Raw genomic sequence first — 17,127 nt, forward strand, 5'->3', positions numbered from 1 at the left:
CGTCATGGGACGCATCATCAAACACGAGGGAGCGGTGGCCATGCGGATGCAGCGCGGCGCGGTGCAGGGCTTGAAGGCGTTTGCCCGGGGAGAGGCGACGTGGGCCGAAGTGGAGGGGATGACCTTCGAGGAAGCGAAGGCCATTGCCCAGGTGGGGTGTGACCTGGCGGCGGCGGGACGCCTGGAGGAAGCCCGCATCCTCTTCGAAGGCCTGGTGGAGGGAAACCCGAAGGACGCGGCGGCGCGGGCGGCGCTGGGCACCGTGTACCAGAAGCTGGGCAAGCTGGATGACGCCATCGCCGAGTACAGCGCCGCGCTGGAGCGAGAGCCCGACAACCCGGTGGCGCTGGCCAACCGGGGCGAGCTCTACCTCCGCAGGGGGGAGCGCCAGGGCTTCACCGACCTGGCGAACGCGGTGGAGGCGGACCCGCATGGCGAGACGGCGGGCGGCCGCCGGGCGCGGGCGCTGGTGAAGGCCATCACCTTGGTGGCGGTGGAGAAGCTGAAGGAGGACTCGCAGCCGTAGTGCCGGAGTCGGGGGGAGTGGGGCCACCCGGCTGTCTGGGAGTGGCCGGGTGGAGGCAGTCGGCGGGTGGGCTCGGGGAAGAGGCGTGGCCGGAAGGGGAGGGGGGAGCCCACCTGTCGACCGCTGTTTCAGGGCGTGGGAAGAGATGCAATCCGTTCGCCGATGGGTGGATGGCTCATGCCCTTGAGGACGACCCAGCGGGGGGGCTCGGGGTCCATCTTGTTGACGCGTGCGGCCTTCACCAGCATGCGCCGGAAGGCGTCCACGTCACCCGTGAGCCGCAGGGCATAGCGGTCCGCTTCACGCTCACGTTCCCGGGAGAAGGCGCCCGAGATGGGCTTGGCCGTCAGCACGAGGAGGAAGAAGAGCAGGGAAATGAGGGGCAGGTTGCGGATGTCCGCGAAGTGGGTGGCGCCGAACCAGCCCCGCGACGCGGACAGGCGCAAGAGGCGGTCGAGCGCGAAGAGCAGGGCCACCAGCATCAGCGATGAGGCGATGCGGGCGGGCCACTTCGACTCGTTCACGTGGCCCGCTTCGTGTGCCACCGCGGCCAGCACTTCGTCCTCCGAGAGTTCCTTGAGGATGATGTCGTTGAGGACGATGGTGCGCGTGGGGCCCTGCCCGGCGAAGTAGGCTTGCAGCCGGCGCGAGGCGACGGAGGTCTCCTCCACGAGGACGTCGGCGAAGGTGATGTCCGCCTGCTCCATGAGGCCCACGATGCGGGTTCGCAGGGGCCCCTCGGGCAGCGGTTTCTGGTTGAAGAAGAGCCTGCTGCGATACGGGTCCAGTGCCCCGGAGACGAGGAGCAGCAGCGCCACGGGCACGCCCAGCACCAGCCACCACTGGCGCAGCTTGCGCGCCAGGCCGAACATGCCGATGACGAGCGCGGAGAGGGCGAAGGCCGCCAGCAACTGGGCCTTGACCATGTCATAGGCGAAGGTAGCGGGCGTCTGCGTGGACATGCCGTGCCGGTGCTCCAGCGTGTAGCTGAACCAGACGTCCACCGGCAGGTAGACGAGCGACACGAACAGGTCCGTGAAGAGGGCGAAGAGCACCGCCGCGCCCCAGCCGGGCTTGCCCCACAGCCGGTCCATGGCGTGGAAGAAGGCGCGGCTGACCGGCGCCGTCCGAAGGAAGCCGAGCCGCCGCTCCAGGCCCGCGGCGGCCGCCACGGCCAGGCGGTGGAGCGGTTGGACGAGTACGCCCAACATGAGCAGCATCAGGGCCAGGTTGGCGAAGGGGCCCACTGCGGCCCGGATGTAGTAGGGCCGGTGGAAGGCGTGAATCTCCGCCAGTTGCTCGGGCGTGAAGAGGGGCTCCATGGAAGCCCCAGGCTACGCCGTGCGCCCCCGGCCTGCCCAGCCAGGGGCGTTGCTGCTGCGCTCAGGTATGGGGCTCGCTCGCGGAGGAGGGCGCCGCCGACGCGGGCTCGCCCTCCGCGTCCGCCAGCAGCAGGGCCTTCACCTTGGCCAGGCTCTCACGCGTGCGGTCCACGAAGGTGCTCTGCGAGCCGATGCGCTCGGCCGTCTCCAACGTGCGCTCATAGATGTTGATGGACTTGGTGAGCAGCACCCGAATCTTCTTCCGCAGCTCCTGCCGGTAGATTTCGGCCTCGCTGGCATCCAGCTCAGCGGGGGCGGGCGAGTTCACCATGTGCTCGTAGAGGTTCTCGTAAAGCGAACCAATCTGCGTCCCCGCGGCGGTGGCCCAGTAGCCGTTGCCCACGCGGATGGAGCGCAGGTAGTGGCCCTGCGCGGACAGGAGCAGCTCGGCTTTGTAGTTGAGGTCCTGGGCGAGCTTGTCCGCGCCCTTCGCCGGGTCCAACTTCACGCCCTCGTAGTGGAGCCGGTACAGCTCGCCGATGAAGAAGTGGGCCTGGGCGGGGAAGTAATCGTCCACCTCGCCCTTGTCCTCCAGGGCGTCATAGGTGGAGAGCGCCTTGCGCAGGGTGACTTCGGCGGTTTCCGGTGCGCCGCTCTCCAACTGGCAGATGCCCTGCTGGACCTGCGCTTCGAGGCGGCGATTGAGGGGGAGGTCCTCGCGCGCGGAGATGATGCCCAGCAGCTTCGAGGCCTGTTCGTAGCGCTCTAGGTGGTAGTCCACCGCCGCCACGCGGAAGGCCGCGTCCAACGCGTCCCCCTGGCCCCTGGCCGGGTCCGACAGCTCGGAGAAGCGGTGGCCGGCTTCCTCCCACTCCTTGAGGCGCTGGTGGGCAAGGCCCGCGTTGTAGAGCGCCGCACGGCGGTGGCGGCTGTCGGGGAAGAAGTCCACGAGCCGGCCGAAGTAGCGCGCCGCCTGTTGGAAATCGTTCGCGGCGAAGGCCGACGTGCCGCCCGCGAAGAGCTCCTCGTCGTTGAGCTTGTCCAGCTCCAGGTCCGCCGTCACCGTCACCGCGTCGAAGTGGAGCTCCTGCTTGGGCGACTTCGCCTGCGGCTCCTCCCGCGCGGCGGAGCCCGTCGTCCGGCACCCGGACACGACGACGCCCAGCGCGGCCATCCACCACCACCGGCTGACAGGCTTCTGCTTCAGCGCTCTCCCGTTCACCACATCATCCTCCTGGACCGGCTCCCCCCTCCCGGACAGCACCGGGCACCGAGGGGTTCCCACCACCGTCATCGGGCCCGCCAGTTTAATGCGCCTGACCCGTGCGCGCTTCCCCGGCCGCCTGCTTCCCGAGGATGGCTGGACTGAAGAAGTGCGGCGGTTTCGCACAAGCACCGTGCGAAACAGGGAAACGCGGCAGTGGCCCGAAGCGTGTGGGCCCCAGGCCGTGGTCAGCCGAGTGTCTCGTCGCCCACCAGGTAGCGTCCGGTACGCCACAGGGCGGAGATATCGTGCACATCCATCGCGAAGCGGGGCACCTGGACGATGGGGACACCCGGACAGGCGGCCTGGAGCTGGTTGATGCCGGTGCGGTCCTGCTCGGCCATGATTTGCTGCTCGCGCAGCGTCTCTTCCACCTTGGCGCGGCGGCTGGGCGTCAGCGTGGCCGCGTCCGCCCACAGTGCCTCCGTGGGCATGGGGTGCACGCGGTTGACCACCAGCGACACCACCTCCATGCGGTGCTGCTTGAGCATCTTGTGGAAGTGGATGGCTTCATCCATGCGCTCGGGGTGGGGGCTCGTCACCAGCACGAAGCCGGTGTTCGGGTCCTCCAGCAGCTGGCGCACGCCCCGGGCACGCTCGCGAAAGCCCTCGTTGAGCGAGGAGATGGCGAGCATGAAGTTGGAGAGCTCCTGGAGCATCTCCGTGCCGGTGAACTTGGCCAGGCCCCGCATGACATAGCCGCCGCGGTTGAACAGGGACATCCCCAGCTTGCCGGCCTTGAGCGCCGGGGTGAGGAGCCACTTCGCCGCGTCGTTGTCCAGGAAGTCCAGCACGCGGTTGGGCGCGTCCAGGAAGTCCAGCGCATGCGCGGTGGGCGGCGTGTCCAGGACGATGAGCTCGTAGTTGCTGCTGCGGCGCAGCTCCCACAGCTTCTCCATGGAGATGTATTCCTGGCTGCCCGCCAGGGCCGTGGAGAGCGACTGGTAGAAGCGGTTGGACAGGATGCGCTCGCGCTGCTCGGGCGGAGCGACGCGGGTGATGAGCTCGTCCCACGTCTGCTTCATGTCCAGCATCATCGCGTACAGCGACGCGCGGGGCTGGACGCCCAGCGGCTCCAGCGCGGTGGCGGGGACGCGCGTCTCCGCGTTGCCCAGCGCCGTGAGGCCCAGCGAGTTGGCCAGCCGCCGCGCCGGGTCGATGGTGCACACCAGGCTGGAGCGCCCATCCACCGATGCGCGCAGGGCCAATGCGGCCGCCGCCGTCGTCTTGCCCACACCGCCTGAGCCCACGCAGATGAGGACGCGCTTGCCCGCCAGCGCGGGCGACAGGGCCGTCGTGCTCACGCCGCCCCCGTCACGAGAGGTTCGAGGTGCTCCATGACCTGTTCAATTGCCTTGCGCCCGAACTCGGGCGTGAAGAGCCGGGGGACGGGGTAGACGGGCGCGTGCAGGTTGCGCTCCAGCTTCGTCCCGGCGAGCACCGCCTGTGCCGCGCGGTCGTGGTGCGCCTGGGCCACGGCGAGCAGCTCCGGATGGCCCCCCAGGGCCTCCAGGTCCGCTTCGGTGAAGCGCTCCGGAAAGGATTGGTTGAGCACCGCCGCGTGCGTGCGCAGGCTCACCTTGTCCCGCAGCGCCGCGTGGAGCTCCAGCGCCTCGTTCACCGGCATCTCCTCGGGGAGCGCCACCAGCACGGCGGCCGTCACCGCCGGGTCCACGAGGAGGTCGCGCATCTTCTGGGCCTCGCGGGCCATGGGCCCCGGCGGCACTGTTTGAATCAGCACCTGCGGCACGCTGAGGAAGGAGATGGCGTGGCCCGTGGCTGGCGCGTCCATGATGACGGTGTCGAACCGCCAGCGCCCGTCCGGGAGCTTCTCCTGCAGGTGGAACATGATTTTTCCCAGCAGCACCAGCTCCTGCAGGGACGGGATGAAGCGGAGGAACTGGCGCACCAGCCGGTTCTCGAAGACCGTCTTGTAGAGGGTCTCGAAGCGCAGAACCATGAGGCCGTATTCGCGCATGGCCTCCTGGGGCCGCACGTTGACGGCCCAGAGGTTCTGCTCCAGCTGGGCCACTTCGGGCCCGGCCTCGGGGCGCTCCAGGAAGCGGCTGACGCGCTCCTGGGTGTTCACTTCGCACACCAGGGTGCGCTTGCCCGCGCGCGCCGAGCGCAGGGCCAGGGCCGCTGCGACGGTGCTTTTGCCGACTCCGCCCTTGCCGGAGACGATCCACAGGCGCTTGTCGAGTAGTCCGGCCATAGGTTGAGAGCGGCGAACCGTAGGAATCGTGTTCACGGGAGTCAACGCGTTTGGCCTCGGCTTGTTGCGCTGCTTGACACGTCGCGTTGCCCCCTCGCAGAGTGCGGCGTTTTCTTCAAGACTTCCTGATGGCCCGGTAGGGCTTTGCTCGCGAGGACGCGCGTTTTCATGCTCAAGAACAACCCGGTGATGAAGAAGCTCGTGGAAACGGGCGAGGAGCGCATCGGCAAGCTGGCGCAGCAGCTGCTCTCGAACGAGAAGTTCGTGGCGGCGGTGCAGACGCTGGTGTCGCGCTCCCTGGCGGCGAAGGGCACCCTGGACAGCGCGCTGCGCACGGCCCTGTCCGCCGCGAACCTGCCGTCCACCGCGGACCTGGAGCAGCTTCGTTCGAAGGTGGACGACTTGGAGCGTCTGCTCTCGTCCGTCGAGGGCAAGGTCGACACGCTGCTGGCGGCGAAGTCCCCGAAGAAGTAGTCCGCACGTCGGAAGCCGCCACCTTCTCGGTGGATGAGGAGTGCCCGGGCATGAGGCGCATCGCGTTCATCAATGAGAAGGGTGGGACCTGCAAGACGACCCTGGCGGTGAACACCGCCGCCTGGCTGGCCAAGGAGCGCGGCCTGCGGGTGCTGCTGGTGGACCTGGACACGCAGGGCCACGCGGGCAAGGCCCTGGGCGTGGACGTGCGCACCTTGCCACGCAACGTGTTTCACCTGCTGACGGACACGTCGGTGCGCTTCGAGGACGTCGTCCAGCGCTCGGCCCTCGAGGGCCTGGACGTGCTGCCCGCCTACAAGGAGATGGCGGACTTTCCCGTCGTGGTGGCCGCGGATGAACGCCGGGCCCACCGGCTGGCGGACCGCCTGCGCGCGGCGGAAGCGGCGGGCTATGACGCCATCGTCTTCGACGCGCCACCCTCCATGGGGACCACCACGCGCAACATCCTGGTGGCCGCCACCGAGGTGGTGGTGCCGGTGGCGCTGACGTACCTGGCGCTGGATGGCTGCGCGGAGGTGGCGGATACCGTGCGCCAGGTGGGCGAGGCAGAAGGGCGGCCGGACCTCCGCGTCACGAAGGTGGTGCCCACGCTGTACCGGAAGACGGCGCTGGCCACGGCGATTCTGGAGCGCCTGAAGGCCTACTTCCCGGATGCGCTGGCGGCCACGCCGCTGGGCTACGACGTGAAGGTCGACGAGGCCCAGAGTCACGGGCAGACCATTTGGGAGTACGCGCCGCGCAGCCGGGGCGCGCAGATGCTGGCCGCCATCGCCGCGGAGTTGCACGGAGAGCCCGCCCCCAAGCGGAGGCGGGCGTCACAGAAGGCCTGAAGCCGCGCGGCTACTCCTGCTTCGGCGGGCCCTTCTGCTGCTCGGCCTGCTCCAGCTTCTTCTCCAGCTCATCGAGGCGCTGGGTGAGCGAAGCCATGTCGCGGCCGAGCGCGGGCAGGTTGCCGGTCAGGTTCTCCACGACGTGCTTCACGCGCTCGTCGATTCGGCGCTGCCACTCCTCGAAGGCGCGCTGGCTGGCCTTGAGCAGGTCGGCCGGGCTGAGCCCCGCGGCGGCAGCGGTGTCCGCGGCGGTGGTGTCCTCGGCGGCGGCGACGGGGGCCTCGGGCTCACCCTCTGCCCGGGGGGCGTTCTCGTCCCGGCGCAGGAGCTTGTCGAGGCGGGACTCGGCCTCCTCGCGGATGGAGGCGACTCGCGGGGAGACCTCCTTCTGGATGAACCCGGAGATGGACTCGCCGGGGTGGCGGATGATTTCCCGCAGCACCGACAGCGGCATCTGGTTCTTCTTCTTCTCCTCTTCGAAGATGATCTGCGCGAGGGTGACGGAGGTCAGGTCCTCCTTGGTACGATTGTCGACAATCCGTACCTCGGTGCCCTCCTTGATCATCGCTGCGATCTCATCAAGGGTGACGTACCGGCTCTCTACGGTGTCGTAGAGCTTCCGGTTCGTGTACCGCTTGATGATCTTCGGCTCCTTGCTCGGAGCGCCTGCTTGCTCAGCCTCGCTCATGTGTCTCTCCGCCCCTTTTGGGCTCGACATCAAGCCACGTGCCCCGCCTGAGTCTCGCAGGGGCGTTTCTCGTAGCAGAGGGGGTGGGGGCGAGCAAGCAACGTGAACCCGGCTCGCCGTGCCTACCCCGTCGTCCTATACTCGTGCTTCCAGCCGGGCCTGCTGAATGATCGTCAAGTGTGAGCGGTGCCAGACGCGGTTCAAGATCCCCGACGAGAAGGTGACCGAGAAGGGGGTCAAGGTCCGCTGCACCAAATGCCAGAACACGTTCCGGGTCACCCGCGAGGCCGCTGCCGGCGCTCCGGGCGAGCCGCCAGCCCCCTCCTCGGGCGGGCAGGTGGACCCTTTCGCTCAATTTGGGGTCGCGGCAGACCCCACGTCGGTGGACGTCACCAAGCCGGGCTACTTCGAGCTGGGCGTCGAGGCGAGCAAGCCGATGCCTGCTCGCCCCAGTCCTCCCGGGCCGAGCTGGAACAGCATGGACGGGGACCTGGGCTCGGAAGACGGTGTCTTCCGGGAGCCCACGCGAATCACGTCGCTGCCGCTGCCTCCCGCCGCGCGTCCACCCGATGCGCCGGTTGGCCGAGCGCCACCGCCGGGCGCCTTCGTGGTTCCAGGCCCTGAGCGTTCGGGGCGTCCACCCGCCGCAGTGCCTGCGCCCCCTGGCCCTGGAAGCGCACCTGCGCGAGCGGCGGGGGCCCGAGGTGCGGGTGGCCCGGCTGGCATGGAGGACCGCTCCATGCCTCCGGTCCCCGAGGCTGCTGGGCCCGCCGTGTCCCCGGCCAGTGCTCGCCGCGCCGCCGCCCCGCCGCCGGTGGCCGACCCGTTCTCGGAGCTCTTGGGGCCGCCTTCGCCTGCCGAGCCGTCGGCTGCGAATGCGCTCCGCCGAAGCGCGGTGACGCCGCCTCCGGGGGGCACGCCCGCGGGCGCCGCGGCGCTTGGGACGATGCGCCCGGGCGCGGCTCCGCCGCCCGCTTATGGTGGGGACGATCCGTTCGCGTCCATCGACATCGATGATGCGGCGGCGATGCCAACGTTGGCCACGGGGGCGCCGCCACCGGCGGAGAACGACCCGTTCGCGGCCATCGACATCGACGATGCGACGGTCCCGTCGGCGGCGCCCGGGCTGCCTCGGCCCGTGGGGAGCGACCCGTTCGCGTCCATCGACATCCATGCGGCGGGACCCGCGAAGTCCCCGAGGGTTGCCTCAGCTTCCGTAGGAAGCGGTCCTCTCGCGGCGGCAGACATTCATGCCGCTGGGTCTGCGAAGCCCATGAAGGCTGCGGCACCTTCAGGAGGAAGCGGTCCTCTCTCGGCGGCAGACATTCATGCCGCAGGCCCTGCGAATTCCACGGCACCTTCAGGAGGAAGCAGTCCTCTCGCTGCGGTCGACATTCACGCCGCCGGGCCTGCGAAGTCCACGTCGTCTTCAGCGGGGAATGGTCCTCTCGCGGCGGTCGACATCCATGCGTCGTCGCCAGCCGCTGCGGACAGTAACGACCCCTTCGCCGCCATTGACCTGCGGGCACCTGCCGCGTCGACTCGGAAGGCCGCGCCGCCGCCTGCCGGAAGCGACCCGTTTGCATCCATCGACATCCATGCCGGCGCTTCCGCCGCGTCTGGCAGCGGGCCTGTTCCAGGCGGGAGTGACCCGTTCGCGTCCGTCGACCTCCACGCTGACTCCTCGGCCGCGATACCGCCTTCCGCGGATCCCCGGGACTTGTTCGACCTTGGCTCGGACGTGGGCGGGCACGGCGAGGATTCCGGCCTGCTGCCCACGGACACGGGCCGCGCCGCGCTGTTCGGGACCTCGGATGCCTCCGATGCCTCCCTGCTTGGCGATGTCCCCCCCGCCGTGGATGACGCGGAGGCCTTTGGCGTCACCCTGGGCCGGGTCGGGGCACCCAGTGGCGTCCAGCGCGAGGTGCTGGACATGGACGGGCTGCCGTCGAAGCCCGTGGTCACCGTGGCCAAGCCCACCGCGCGTCCCGAGGACGTGGGCATCCCGCAGAGCCGCCCGTCGAGCCGGCTTCGCAAGGCGTTGGGCTTCACCGTCAACTTCGTGTTGGCCGCGGCCCTGGTGGCCGTGCTGGGCACGGTCGGCCGGGTGTACCTGAGCGAGGGCCGCCTCGACGTGTCGGCCCTGTCGCTGGACTCCCTGCGCACGCTCTTCGTGCCCGCGCCGAAGCCGCTCGTGGCCGTGGATGTGACGAACGGGCTGTACGAGACGCGCGAGGGCAGGTCGCTCTTCTACGTCCGCGGGGACGCGGTGAACCACTCGGACACCGCCGCCCGCATCCGCGTGCGCGCCGCGCTGTATGACGGCAGCCAGCGTGTGGCCTCCGCCGAGGCGCTCGTGGGCAGGGTCCCCACGCCCGAAGAACTCTACGGCGTGGGCTCACCCGACGCGGCGGTGGCTTTGCGCCAGCGCGTCGACGAGGCCGCCGTCTCCGTGGCGCCCGGCGCCAAGGCCCCCTTCGTCGTCATCTTCCCCGAGCACCCCTCGGACCCGGGGGGCTACCGGCTGGAGCTGACACTGGAGCCCGAGCGCTCCAAGTCGGCGGAGGCCGCCCCCCGGACGGAGTGAGCCACCATGCCCACGCAGGAGGATGCCCGGACCGTCGCGCGCTTCATCCACGCCTTGAGCGGTGGGGCGGAGGTCCGTCGCAAGGCCGCCGCGCGTGAGCTCGCCTGGAGAGATCCACTCGACTCCAACGAGCTGGTGGGCCACCTCATCGCCCTCTCGCGCGCGGGGTGGGGGCCCGCCTCCTGCGCGTTGTCGGACTTCATGGCCGCGCTGGAGCAGGAGGCCGAGCACATTCCTCACGTGGAGTCGCTGCGACGGCTCGCGCACGTCCAGTCGCTCGACACCGTGGCGGACCTGTTCGCCCAGGGCCCCGCGAAGCTGGAGATGGACCCGGACGCCGCCGCCCGCGCGGACGCCAACGCCTTCTCCCAGTCGCTCGGGCACCTGAAGCAGCAGGCCCGCCTCACGAGGGACCCGGACACCCTGTCCCGCCTGGCCACCGTCAGCAATCCCACGGTCCTTCGCAACGTGCTCATCAACCCCCGGCTCACCGAGGAGCTGGTGGTCCGCATCGCCGCGCGCCGTCCGGCCCGGCCCGAGCCGCTCATCGAAATCTGGAAGTCACCGCGCTGGTCCGTGCGCCACGCCATCCGGCGCGCGCTCGTCCTCAACCCCTACCTGCCGCCGGAGACGGGCGCGAAAATCGTCCCGCTGCTCAACACGGCGGACTTGAGGGAACTCGTCTCGAACGCCGCCCTTCATCCCGCCCTGCGCGCGCAGGCCTCCCGGCTGCTCGCCGAAGGGAATGGAACAGGGCCTGCGGCCGCGTCACGCATCCCCAAGCATCGCGGGTACGACTGACGGCCATCGCTTCCTGGGGAGGGGAGGGGCTTAGCGGCGGCGCGGGTGCTCGGGCTCCGTGAACTCGGCGTCCGTGGTGCTGCGGCGGGCCGGAGGCAGCGGCTTCGCATCCACCAGGTCCTCGCCGCGCGACGCCTTGCGGAACGAGTACACGAACTTGCCCACGGCATTGCCGAGCTGACCCATGCGGGCGGCCGAGAAGACCACCAGCAGGATGAAGCCGAGGACGATGATTTCTCCGAGGCCGAGGCCCAGCATGATGGAGCACAGTGCAGCAAAGGGCGGGGGGAGGCAAGCCATGCGTCCACCGCCGCACGCCCGGTTGGACTTCTGATGCACGGCGGCGGCCACCCGCGCAGACTGGAGGGCATGCTCCTGCTTGCCCACCGTGGCGCCAGCGCCGATGCCCCCGAGAACACCCTGGAAGCCTTCGCCGAGGCGGTCCGCCAAGGCGCGGATGGTGTGGAACTGGACGCGATGCTCTGTGGCTCGGGGGAGGTCGTCGTCTGCCACGACGAGCGCCTGGAGCGCCTCGCGCGGCTGCCGTGGGAGGTTCGCCTCACCCCGTGGTGGAAGCTCCAGCGGGCGGACGTCGGCTCGCCGCTGGGCTTCGCCCCCGCCCGAATCCCGCTGCTGGAGGAGGTGCTGGAGGCCCTGCCACCGCAGTTCCTGGTCAACATCGAGCTCAAATGCGAGCGCGCCGACGACGGAGGCCTGGCGGAGCAGGTGGCGCGGCTGGTGCGCCGGCGCGGGCTTGCGGGCCGGGTCGTCATCTCCAGCTTCAACCCGCTGTGTCTCTTCCGCCTGGCGGCCGCGGCACCGGAGCTGCGCCGGGGGCTGCTCATCGACCCGGACAAGTCCTGGGCCCTGCAGGCCTACGGGGTGAGCCCGCTCGTGTCGTCACACTCGGTCCACCCCTTCCACGAGGCCTGCACCCCGGAGCGGGTGGCCGCCTGGCGCGCGGCCGGGATGCGCGTGGCGGCGTGGACGGTGGACGACCCCCAGCGCGCCCATGTCCTGGAGCGGATGGGGGTCAGCTACCTCATCACCAACCGGCCGGGAGCGGTCCGTCAGGCCCTGCACCCCGCCGCGTAGCGCTCAGAAGTCCAGGCCGAGCGTGGTGTTGAAGGCGAAGACGGCCGGCAGGCCCCGGTCCACGGTGCTGCCGTTCTCCTCGTAGGAGACGCTGCCCGTGCGCGTCAGCGACAGCTCCGCGCCCAGCTGGAGCACGCCGCCAATGAAGCGGACGCCGCCGTAGATGCGCTGGTTGATGTTGCTGCCGAAGGACACCTTCCGGTACGCGGCGGTATCCGTCAGCGCCGCGCGCGAATCGTCCCCCGTCGTGTCATCGAAGCTGCGGTCCGGGTTGAAGTCGATGCGGCTGGACGTCGCGCCGACGAAGCCCAGGTCCAGGCCGCCGTAGGGCGTCAGCGTCACCATGCCGCCCAGCGGGAACTGCTTGCCCACGCCGAAGTCCAGGCCCATGACGGTGAGGCCCAGGTCCCGGGCGCCGAACAGCTTCGTCACGTGTCCGCGCACGCCGAAGTCAGGCAGGTAGGTGAAGCCCTCGTTGGCGGCCCACTTCAGCTCGCCGGTGGCCACCACCTGGCTGCTCTTCTCCACCCAGCCGACGCGCCCACCCAGCTCCAGCGAGAAGGGCAGGCCCTTGCGCGCGTGGAAGGAGGGGATGAGCACCGTGGAGGGCTGCTCGTTCTGCGTGGGGATGTTCACGCTGCCGGGCAGCGACACCACGGAGAGCTCCGCGTTGATGGCCCAGGCCGAGTGGCCCGTTGTCTCCGGGGGCATCAGGTTCACGGAGGTGATGGCCGCGCCCATGATGCGGGCGAAGGCCTGGAAATCCGCATCGGCGGACGCCACTGGGTTGTCACCCGTGGGGTTGCCGAACCGCGCGATCTGCAGGTCATTGGGCGCCGCGACAACGGACGCGCCTGCCGCCCAGGCCGCGAGAGCCACCCACCGACTGAACGTCCGCATTCGAGTCACCGCCTCCAGGGCGCGCGACCGGCCGGTAAGGCGCCCACCGCGCCGGACGGTAACGCCTGCTCGCAAGGAGCGTCAACAAAACGGGCGGCCCCTCCCGCGGTCTCCTCTCAAGGAGTCCCGTTGGAAAGGCCGCCCGGAAGGAGGCGGCGCGCCAGGTGGGCGCGGGGCGCCTACTGCGGCTTGTTGGCGGGGCTACCGGCAGGCGAGGCCATCTTCTGGGCGACCTCGGCCGGGCGGCGGCGGATGACCAGCGTGCGGCGGCTGGCGAAGTCGTTGTCCTCGCGCGCCACCACCAGCACGTTGTTGTTGCCCTCCTTCAGCGCGAACTCCGTGGAGAACTTCAGCGTGTTCGGCTCGGCGCCCTTGGGGTCCACGCCCTTGAAGTAGACCTTCTGGTCGTTCACCAGCACGTAGACGTCCAGCAACCCGTGGGGGTCCGTCACCACGCCGGAGAGCGTGAACTTGTCCCCGTTGGCCACCATGCCGCCAGCGGCCGGATCCACGTCCAGGCGGATGTCGGGCGGGCGGTGGTTGGTGGCCAGCGTGGCCTTCGGCGTGGTGGCCTTGCCCGTCTTCAGCTCCTTCGCGTCCTGGCTGCGCACGAAGGCGAAGCGGTCCTTCTCCAGCTCCACGCGGTAGTAGCCCTTGGTGACCGCCTCGGCGGGCAGCACCGTCGTCCCGCTCAGCTTCGCCACCGCGCGCGCGCCCTGCGCGGGGGCCCCATACAGGTCCACCTTGTCGCCCACGCGGACGAGGCCCTTCTTCGGCTCCATCGTGGCGATTGCGGCGTCGGTGACGGGCAGCTCCAGCTTCTCCATCACGAACTCCTCGAGCGGCTCGTCGATGATGGCCAGCTTCAGCGGGAAGGTGTTGCCCTTGAAGCCCTTCTTCACCTCCAACTGGAAGCGCGCCGTCTTCGTCTCACCGGGCTTCAGCTCGCCCAGTTTGAAGCGGCCCTTTTCGATGAAGATGTTGGCGTCGCCGCCATTCTTGATCTGCGTGAAGGAGTCGAGCGCCGTGCCGGTGCCCGCGTTCGTCACGTCGAGCAGCACGGAGACCGTCTCCCCGCGCTGCACGGTACCGTCGCCGTTGCAGGTGGCGCAGTCGTCGATGACCTGCCAGTTGAATGCGAAGGCGGGGCGGGGCAGCTCCACGAAGTTGAGCTCGGCCACCCGCGTCTCAGGCAGGGCGCCGTGGTCATCGAAGAAGCGCACCGTCACGTCGTCGCGGCGGCTGGTGAGGTCCTTGGGCAGGCGCACCTTCACCTTCCACGTCTTCTTCTCACCCGGCGCCAGCGCACCGAAGAGGAACTCGCGGCGGTCCAGGAAGGCGTTGTCGCTCTCCGTCCAGGCGCGCACGCGCTTGAGCGGCTCGGTGCCACGGTTCTCCGCGGTCAGTGCCATCTCCATCACCTCGCCCGCCAGAATCTTCGCGTCCGGGCCCGGCGTCAGCGACACGGCCATCTGCACGTTCTTCGGCGTGGGACCCGCGCTCCAGTCCACGCCCAGCGCGGCGATGGCGGCGTTGATGCGGGACTCCTCCTCGGCGCGCTTCTGGTCGATGAACGCCTTGCCCTGCTTGAGCTGCTCCTTGCGCGTGGTGGCCGGAGCGCGCAGCACGAAGTCGCGGGCGAACTGGACCTCGAAGTCCTCCTTGATCTCCTCCTGGGCCTCGGCGTCGAGCTGGTCGTCCAGGTCCTCACCCATGCCGGCCACGTCCACGTCCAGCAGCGGGTCCTTGTCCCCGTGCTTCTTGGCGTTGGCGGCCGTCTTCGGCGGGGCCTTGCCCTCGTCCTTCTTGGCGGTGGCCTGGGCCTGCTTCTCGTCCACCTTCAGGTACTTGAGGCTCTCCAGCGGCTTCTCGCGGTTGAGCACGTCCTCGCGCTTCTTGGCGACGGTGCTGGAGTCCGGGTTGCCGAAGTGCTGGTCCAGGTCGGCCTCGCCCATGGAGCGGCGCGGCGCGAACACGTCCACGCGCTCATCGGTGGCGCGGGTGGGGACCAGCTGGATGTCCGGGACGATACCGACCTCCTGGATGGAGACGTCGCCCGGGGTCAGGTACTTGGCGATGGTCAGCTTCAGCGCGCTGTCATCCGGGAAGTCGTACAGCACCTGCACGCTGCCCTTGCCGAACGTCTGACGGCCGATGATGGTCGCGCGGTCGAGGTTCTTCAGCGCGCCGGCGACGATTTCGGACGCGGAGGCGCTGCCAGCGTTCACCAGCACGGCGATGGGGTAGCTGTCCTCTCCGTCCGTGGCGCGCGCGCGCTTCTCCTCGCGCAGCTTGTCGGACAGGCCCACCGTCGCGACGATGGTGCCGCTGGACAGGAACGTGTCGGACACCTGGATGGCCTGCTCCAAGAGGCCGCCCGGGTTGCCGCGCATGTCGAGCACCAGGCCCTTGAAGCCGCCCTTCGCGTCCGCCTGCTTGCGCAGCTGCGTCAGCGCCGCCTCGAGGTCGCGGGTGGTGTTGCCCTGGAAGTTCTTCAGGCGGATGTAGCCCACGTTGTTGGAGAGCATCTTGTGCTGCACGCTCTCGATGGAAATCATGGCGCGCGAGAGCGTCATGATGCGGGGCTTGTCCCAGCCGTCGCGCTCCACGGTGATGGTGATGCGGCTGTCCACCGGGCCGCGCAGCTTCGACACGGCCTCGTTGAGGTCCATGTTGACGGTGGACTCCTCGCCAATCTTCTTGATGCGGTCGTCCTTCTGGATGCCGGAGCGGTGCGCGGGCGTCTTCGGGATCACCTTGACCACGGTGAGGTTGCCCTCGCGCATCTGGATGACGAAGCCCAGGCCGCCGAACTCACCCTTGGTGGACAGCTTCATCTCCCGGTACAGCTCCGGGCGCAGCAGCACCGAGTGCGGATCCAACGTGGACAGCATGCCGTTGACGGCCGCGTACTCCACGTCGCGCGTGTCCTCGATGGGCCGCATGTTCTTCGACAGGAAGTCGAAGACATCCTTGAGCGCGAAGGACATCTTCCACAGCGAGTCCACGTGGGCGATGTCGAACTCGCGCTGCTTGCCGTTCACGTTGACGTTGAGCTTGCCCGTCTCCGCGTTGCCGTCCACGAGCACGTCGGGAACGCTCTTCTCGACGTACTCCAGCGAGGCGATCATCATCTCCTTCGGCTTCACCCGCTTGGGGTCGACGTAGTTCTCCTTCACGTAGAGGATGACCTTCGTCAGGACGCGCAGGCTGTTGAGGTCGTGCGGGGCCTTCTCGCCTTTGACGGTAGGAAGACTGCCGTCCCACGAGCCTTGCCCGGCCTCGGCTGCACCCATGGTCAGCGGCAAGGGAGCCCGGTCACTGCCCACCAGGGCCCAGGCGCCGAGGAGCACGGCAACGGCTGTGATTCGGCGGAGGAAACGCGGCATTTGGTTCATCCAAGCTGGGGCGCGCTGTCCGGCACCCCGGGTGTGGCGAGAAGCCTTGAGATTTCGACCGTTTATACCGAGTAGGCGAACACTGTAAGCGGCCGGGCAAGCCTAATCACGGGCTCCTGGTGCTTCAAGGCATCGCCTCTCTGCTGGTGGAGCAGAACGTCCCTGGCGGGCATTGCGTTCCCGGTTCCCCGGGTTCGACACCCGGCTCGGGCGTTTATTTCAACGCAGCGGTAGTGGACTCCCCAGGAGGGGGCGCCAGCAGCCGGGCCTCGCGCAGCCCGCCATAGAGCAGGGTGCCGGCGACGATGGCCACCGGGAGGAAGAAGGCGTTGAGGATGGGGACCCAGAGCAGCACGTAGATGCCCGCGCCCAGGCCCAGGCAGAGCGCCCGCCGCTCGCGCAGCATCCGGCGCACCTCGGCGAAGGGATACAGGTGACGCGTCATGGGGGCGGCCAGGTACTCACCCGCCATCCACGTCATGGTGTACAGGCTGGCGAGGACCGTCCACAGCACGCTGCCCACCCCCGGTATCAGGTGGAGGGGCAGGAGCACCGCCAGGCCCGCGAGGAGGAAGAACAGCCGTGCGAGCGTATGGGCGATGCCGGTGACGAGCCCCCGGACGAAACCCGCCACGGTGAAGGAGGCGCCCGGGCCGCCGCCACAGGCCTCTTCGGTCAGCTCGGACAATGGATCCTGGAGCGGGGCCAGCAACAGGGGCGGCAGCACGTTGGCGCCCACGACCCAGAACACCAGGCCGGACAACACCAGCCCCGCGGTCCAGGCAGCCTGGCCGTACCAGCTCTCCGGGCGGGTCCAGACGGATTCCAGGGCACCGGGGGCGTAGCGCCACAGCAGCCAGACGAGCCCCACGAGGGCGGCGGCGGTGACGGCGGCACAGAGGGCGGACAGCAGGAATAGCCGGCGGTCGCGCAGGATGAGGGAGAAGGCCCGGCCGAGGAGCCCCATCCCCTGGAAGAAATCGGACAGGCGGGGCTGGGGGGAGAT

At 69.4% G+C, this 17,127-nt stretch carries 15 protein-coding genes and 1 pseudogene; 7 read left to right on the forward strand and 9 right to left on the reverse strand.

The genetic code is table 11. The features are described from left to right. The first annotated feature begins 4 nt into the window (after nucleotides 1–4). Nucleotides 5–526: a tetratricopeptide repeat protein gene (locus FL344_RS17700; protein WP_141619357.1), complete on the forward strand. Its 522-nt coding sequence runs from the start codon at nucleotides 5–7 to the stop codon at nucleotides 524–526. Nucleotides 527–654: 128 nt separating this feature from the next. Here FL344_RS17700 and FL344_RS17705 read toward each other — a convergent pair whose 3' ends face one another. The 4 genes from FL344_RS17705 to FL344_RS17720 form a co-directional block, all read right to left on the reverse strand. Continuing rightward, nucleotides 655–1,848: a M48 family metalloprotease gene (locus tag FL344_RS17705; protein ID WP_141619358.1), complete on the reverse strand. Its 1,194-nt coding sequence runs from the start codon at nucleotides 1,846–1,848 to the stop codon at nucleotides 655–657. Nucleotides 1,849–1,909: 61 nt separating this feature from the next. After that, nucleotides 1,910–3,022, reverse strand: a complete 1,113-nt coding sequence (locus FL344_RS17710; RefSeq protein WP_194863144.1) for a tetratricopeptide repeat protein — start codon at nucleotides 3,020–3,022, stop codon at nucleotides 1,910–1,912. Between the two features lie 278 nt (nucleotides 3,023–3,300). Then, nucleotides 3,301–4,416: an ArsA-related P-loop ATPase gene (locus FL344_RS17715; protein ID WP_090490364.1), complete on the reverse strand. Its 1,116-nt coding sequence runs from the start codon at nucleotides 4,414–4,416 to the stop codon at nucleotides 3,301–3,303. Beyond that, nucleotides 4,413–5,327: an ArsA family ATPase gene (locus FL344_RS17720; RefSeq protein WP_026113791.1), complete on the reverse strand. Its 915-nt coding sequence runs from the start codon at nucleotides 5,325–5,327 to the stop codon at nucleotides 4,413–4,415. The genes FL344_RS17715 and FL344_RS17720 overlap by 4 nt, the downstream gene beginning before the upstream one ends. 168 nt (nucleotides 5,328–5,495) lie before the next feature. Between FL344_RS17720 and FL344_RS17725 the strand changes: the two genes are divergently transcribed. Together FL344_RS17725 and FL344_RS17730 are read left to right on the forward strand one after the other, a co-directional pair. Further along, complete coding sequence (locus tag FL344_RS17725) at nucleotides 5,496–5,801, forward strand: hypothetical protein (protein ID WP_020478456.1); 306 nt, start codon at nucleotides 5,496–5,498, stop codon at nucleotides 5,799–5,801. A 50-nt stretch (nucleotides 5,802–5,851) separates the two neighbouring features. After that, nucleotides 5,852–6,652, forward strand: coding sequence for a ParA family protein (locus tag FL344_RS17730; RefSeq protein ID WP_043611587.1), 801 nt, complete (start codon nucleotides 5,852–5,854; stop codon nucleotides 6,650–6,652). 10 nt (nucleotides 6,653–6,662) lie between these two features. On the opposite strand, the gene FL344_RS17735 is transcribed toward FL344_RS17730, so the two are convergent. Next, on the reverse strand, nucleotides 6,663–7,340 hold the full coding sequence (locus FL344_RS17735) for a polyhydroxyalkanoate synthesis regulator DNA-binding domain-containing protein (protein ID WP_090490362.1): 678 nt from the start codon (nucleotides 7,338–7,340) through the stop codon (nucleotides 6,663–6,665). Nucleotides 7,341–7,506: 166 nt separating this feature from the next. On the opposite strand from FL344_RS17735, the pseudogene FL344_RS39160 reads away from it, so the two are divergent. The 3 genes and pseudogenes from FL344_RS39160 to FL344_RS17745 form a co-directional block, all read left to right on the forward strand. Beyond that, nucleotides 7,507–7,605 (forward strand): annotated as a pseudogene (locus tag FL344_RS39160) (zinc-ribbon domain-containing protein); the annotation flags it as partial. Between the two features lie 1,455 nt (nucleotides 7,606–9,060). After that, nucleotides 9,061–9,927 carry a DUF3426 domain-containing protein gene (locus tag FL344_RS39165; protein WP_228565145.1) on the forward strand — a complete coding sequence of 289 codons (867 nt, stop codon included), beginning with the start codon at nucleotides 9,061–9,063 and terminating at the stop codon, nucleotides 9,925–9,927. Nucleotides 9,928–9,933: 6 nt separating this feature from the next. Then, nucleotides 9,934–10,728 (forward strand): hypothetical protein, encoded by a 795-nt coding sequence (locus FL344_RS17745; RefSeq protein ID WP_141594290.1) that lies wholly within the window; start codon nucleotides 9,934–9,936, stop codon nucleotides 10,726–10,728. A gap of 30 nt (nucleotides 10,729–10,758) precedes the next feature. Here the strand turns inward: FL344_RS17745 and FL344_RS17750 are convergent, their stop codons facing one another. Beyond that, on the reverse strand, nucleotides 10,759–10,986 hold the full coding sequence (locus tag FL344_RS17750) for a twin-arginine translocase TatA/TatE family subunit (RefSeq protein ID WP_228558592.1): 228 nt from the start codon (nucleotides 10,984–10,986) through the stop codon (nucleotides 10,759–10,761). A gap of 111 nt (nucleotides 10,987–11,097) precedes the next feature. On the opposite strand from FL344_RS17750, the gene FL344_RS17755 reads away from it, so the two are divergent. After that, nucleotides 11,098–11,823 carry a glycerophosphodiester phosphodiesterase gene (locus FL344_RS17755; protein WP_090490358.1) on the forward strand — a complete coding sequence of 242 codons (726 nt, stop codon included), beginning with the start codon at nucleotides 11,098–11,100 and terminating at the stop codon, nucleotides 11,821–11,823. Between the two features lie 3 nt (nucleotides 11,824–11,826). Here the strand turns inward: FL344_RS17755 and FL344_RS17760 are convergent, their stop codons facing one another. From FL344_RS17760 to FL344_RS17770, 3 genes are all read right to left on the reverse strand, one after another. Next, nucleotides 11,827–12,723, reverse strand: coding sequence for a hypothetical protein (locus tag FL344_RS17760; RefSeq protein ID WP_194863143.1), 897 nt, complete (start codon nucleotides 12,721–12,723; stop codon nucleotides 11,827–11,829). Nucleotides 12,724–12,902: 179 nt separating this feature from the next. After that, entirely contained in the window at nucleotides 12,903–16,121 is a 3,219-nt protein-coding gene (locus FL344_RS17765; protein ID WP_090490356.1) for an MXAN_5808 family serine peptidase, read from the reverse strand. A gap of 214 nt (nucleotides 16,122–16,335) precedes the next feature. Then, a partial coding sequence (locus FL344_RS17770; protein WP_228565143.1) for an EI24 domain-containing protein occupies nucleotides 16,336–17,127 on the reverse strand: 792 nt, incomplete at its 5' end.

The organism is Myxococcus sp. AB036A (genome assembly GCF_006547355.1).
GTDB lineage: Bacteria > Myxococcota > Myxococcia > Myxococcales > Myxococcaceae > Myxococcus > Myxococcus virescens.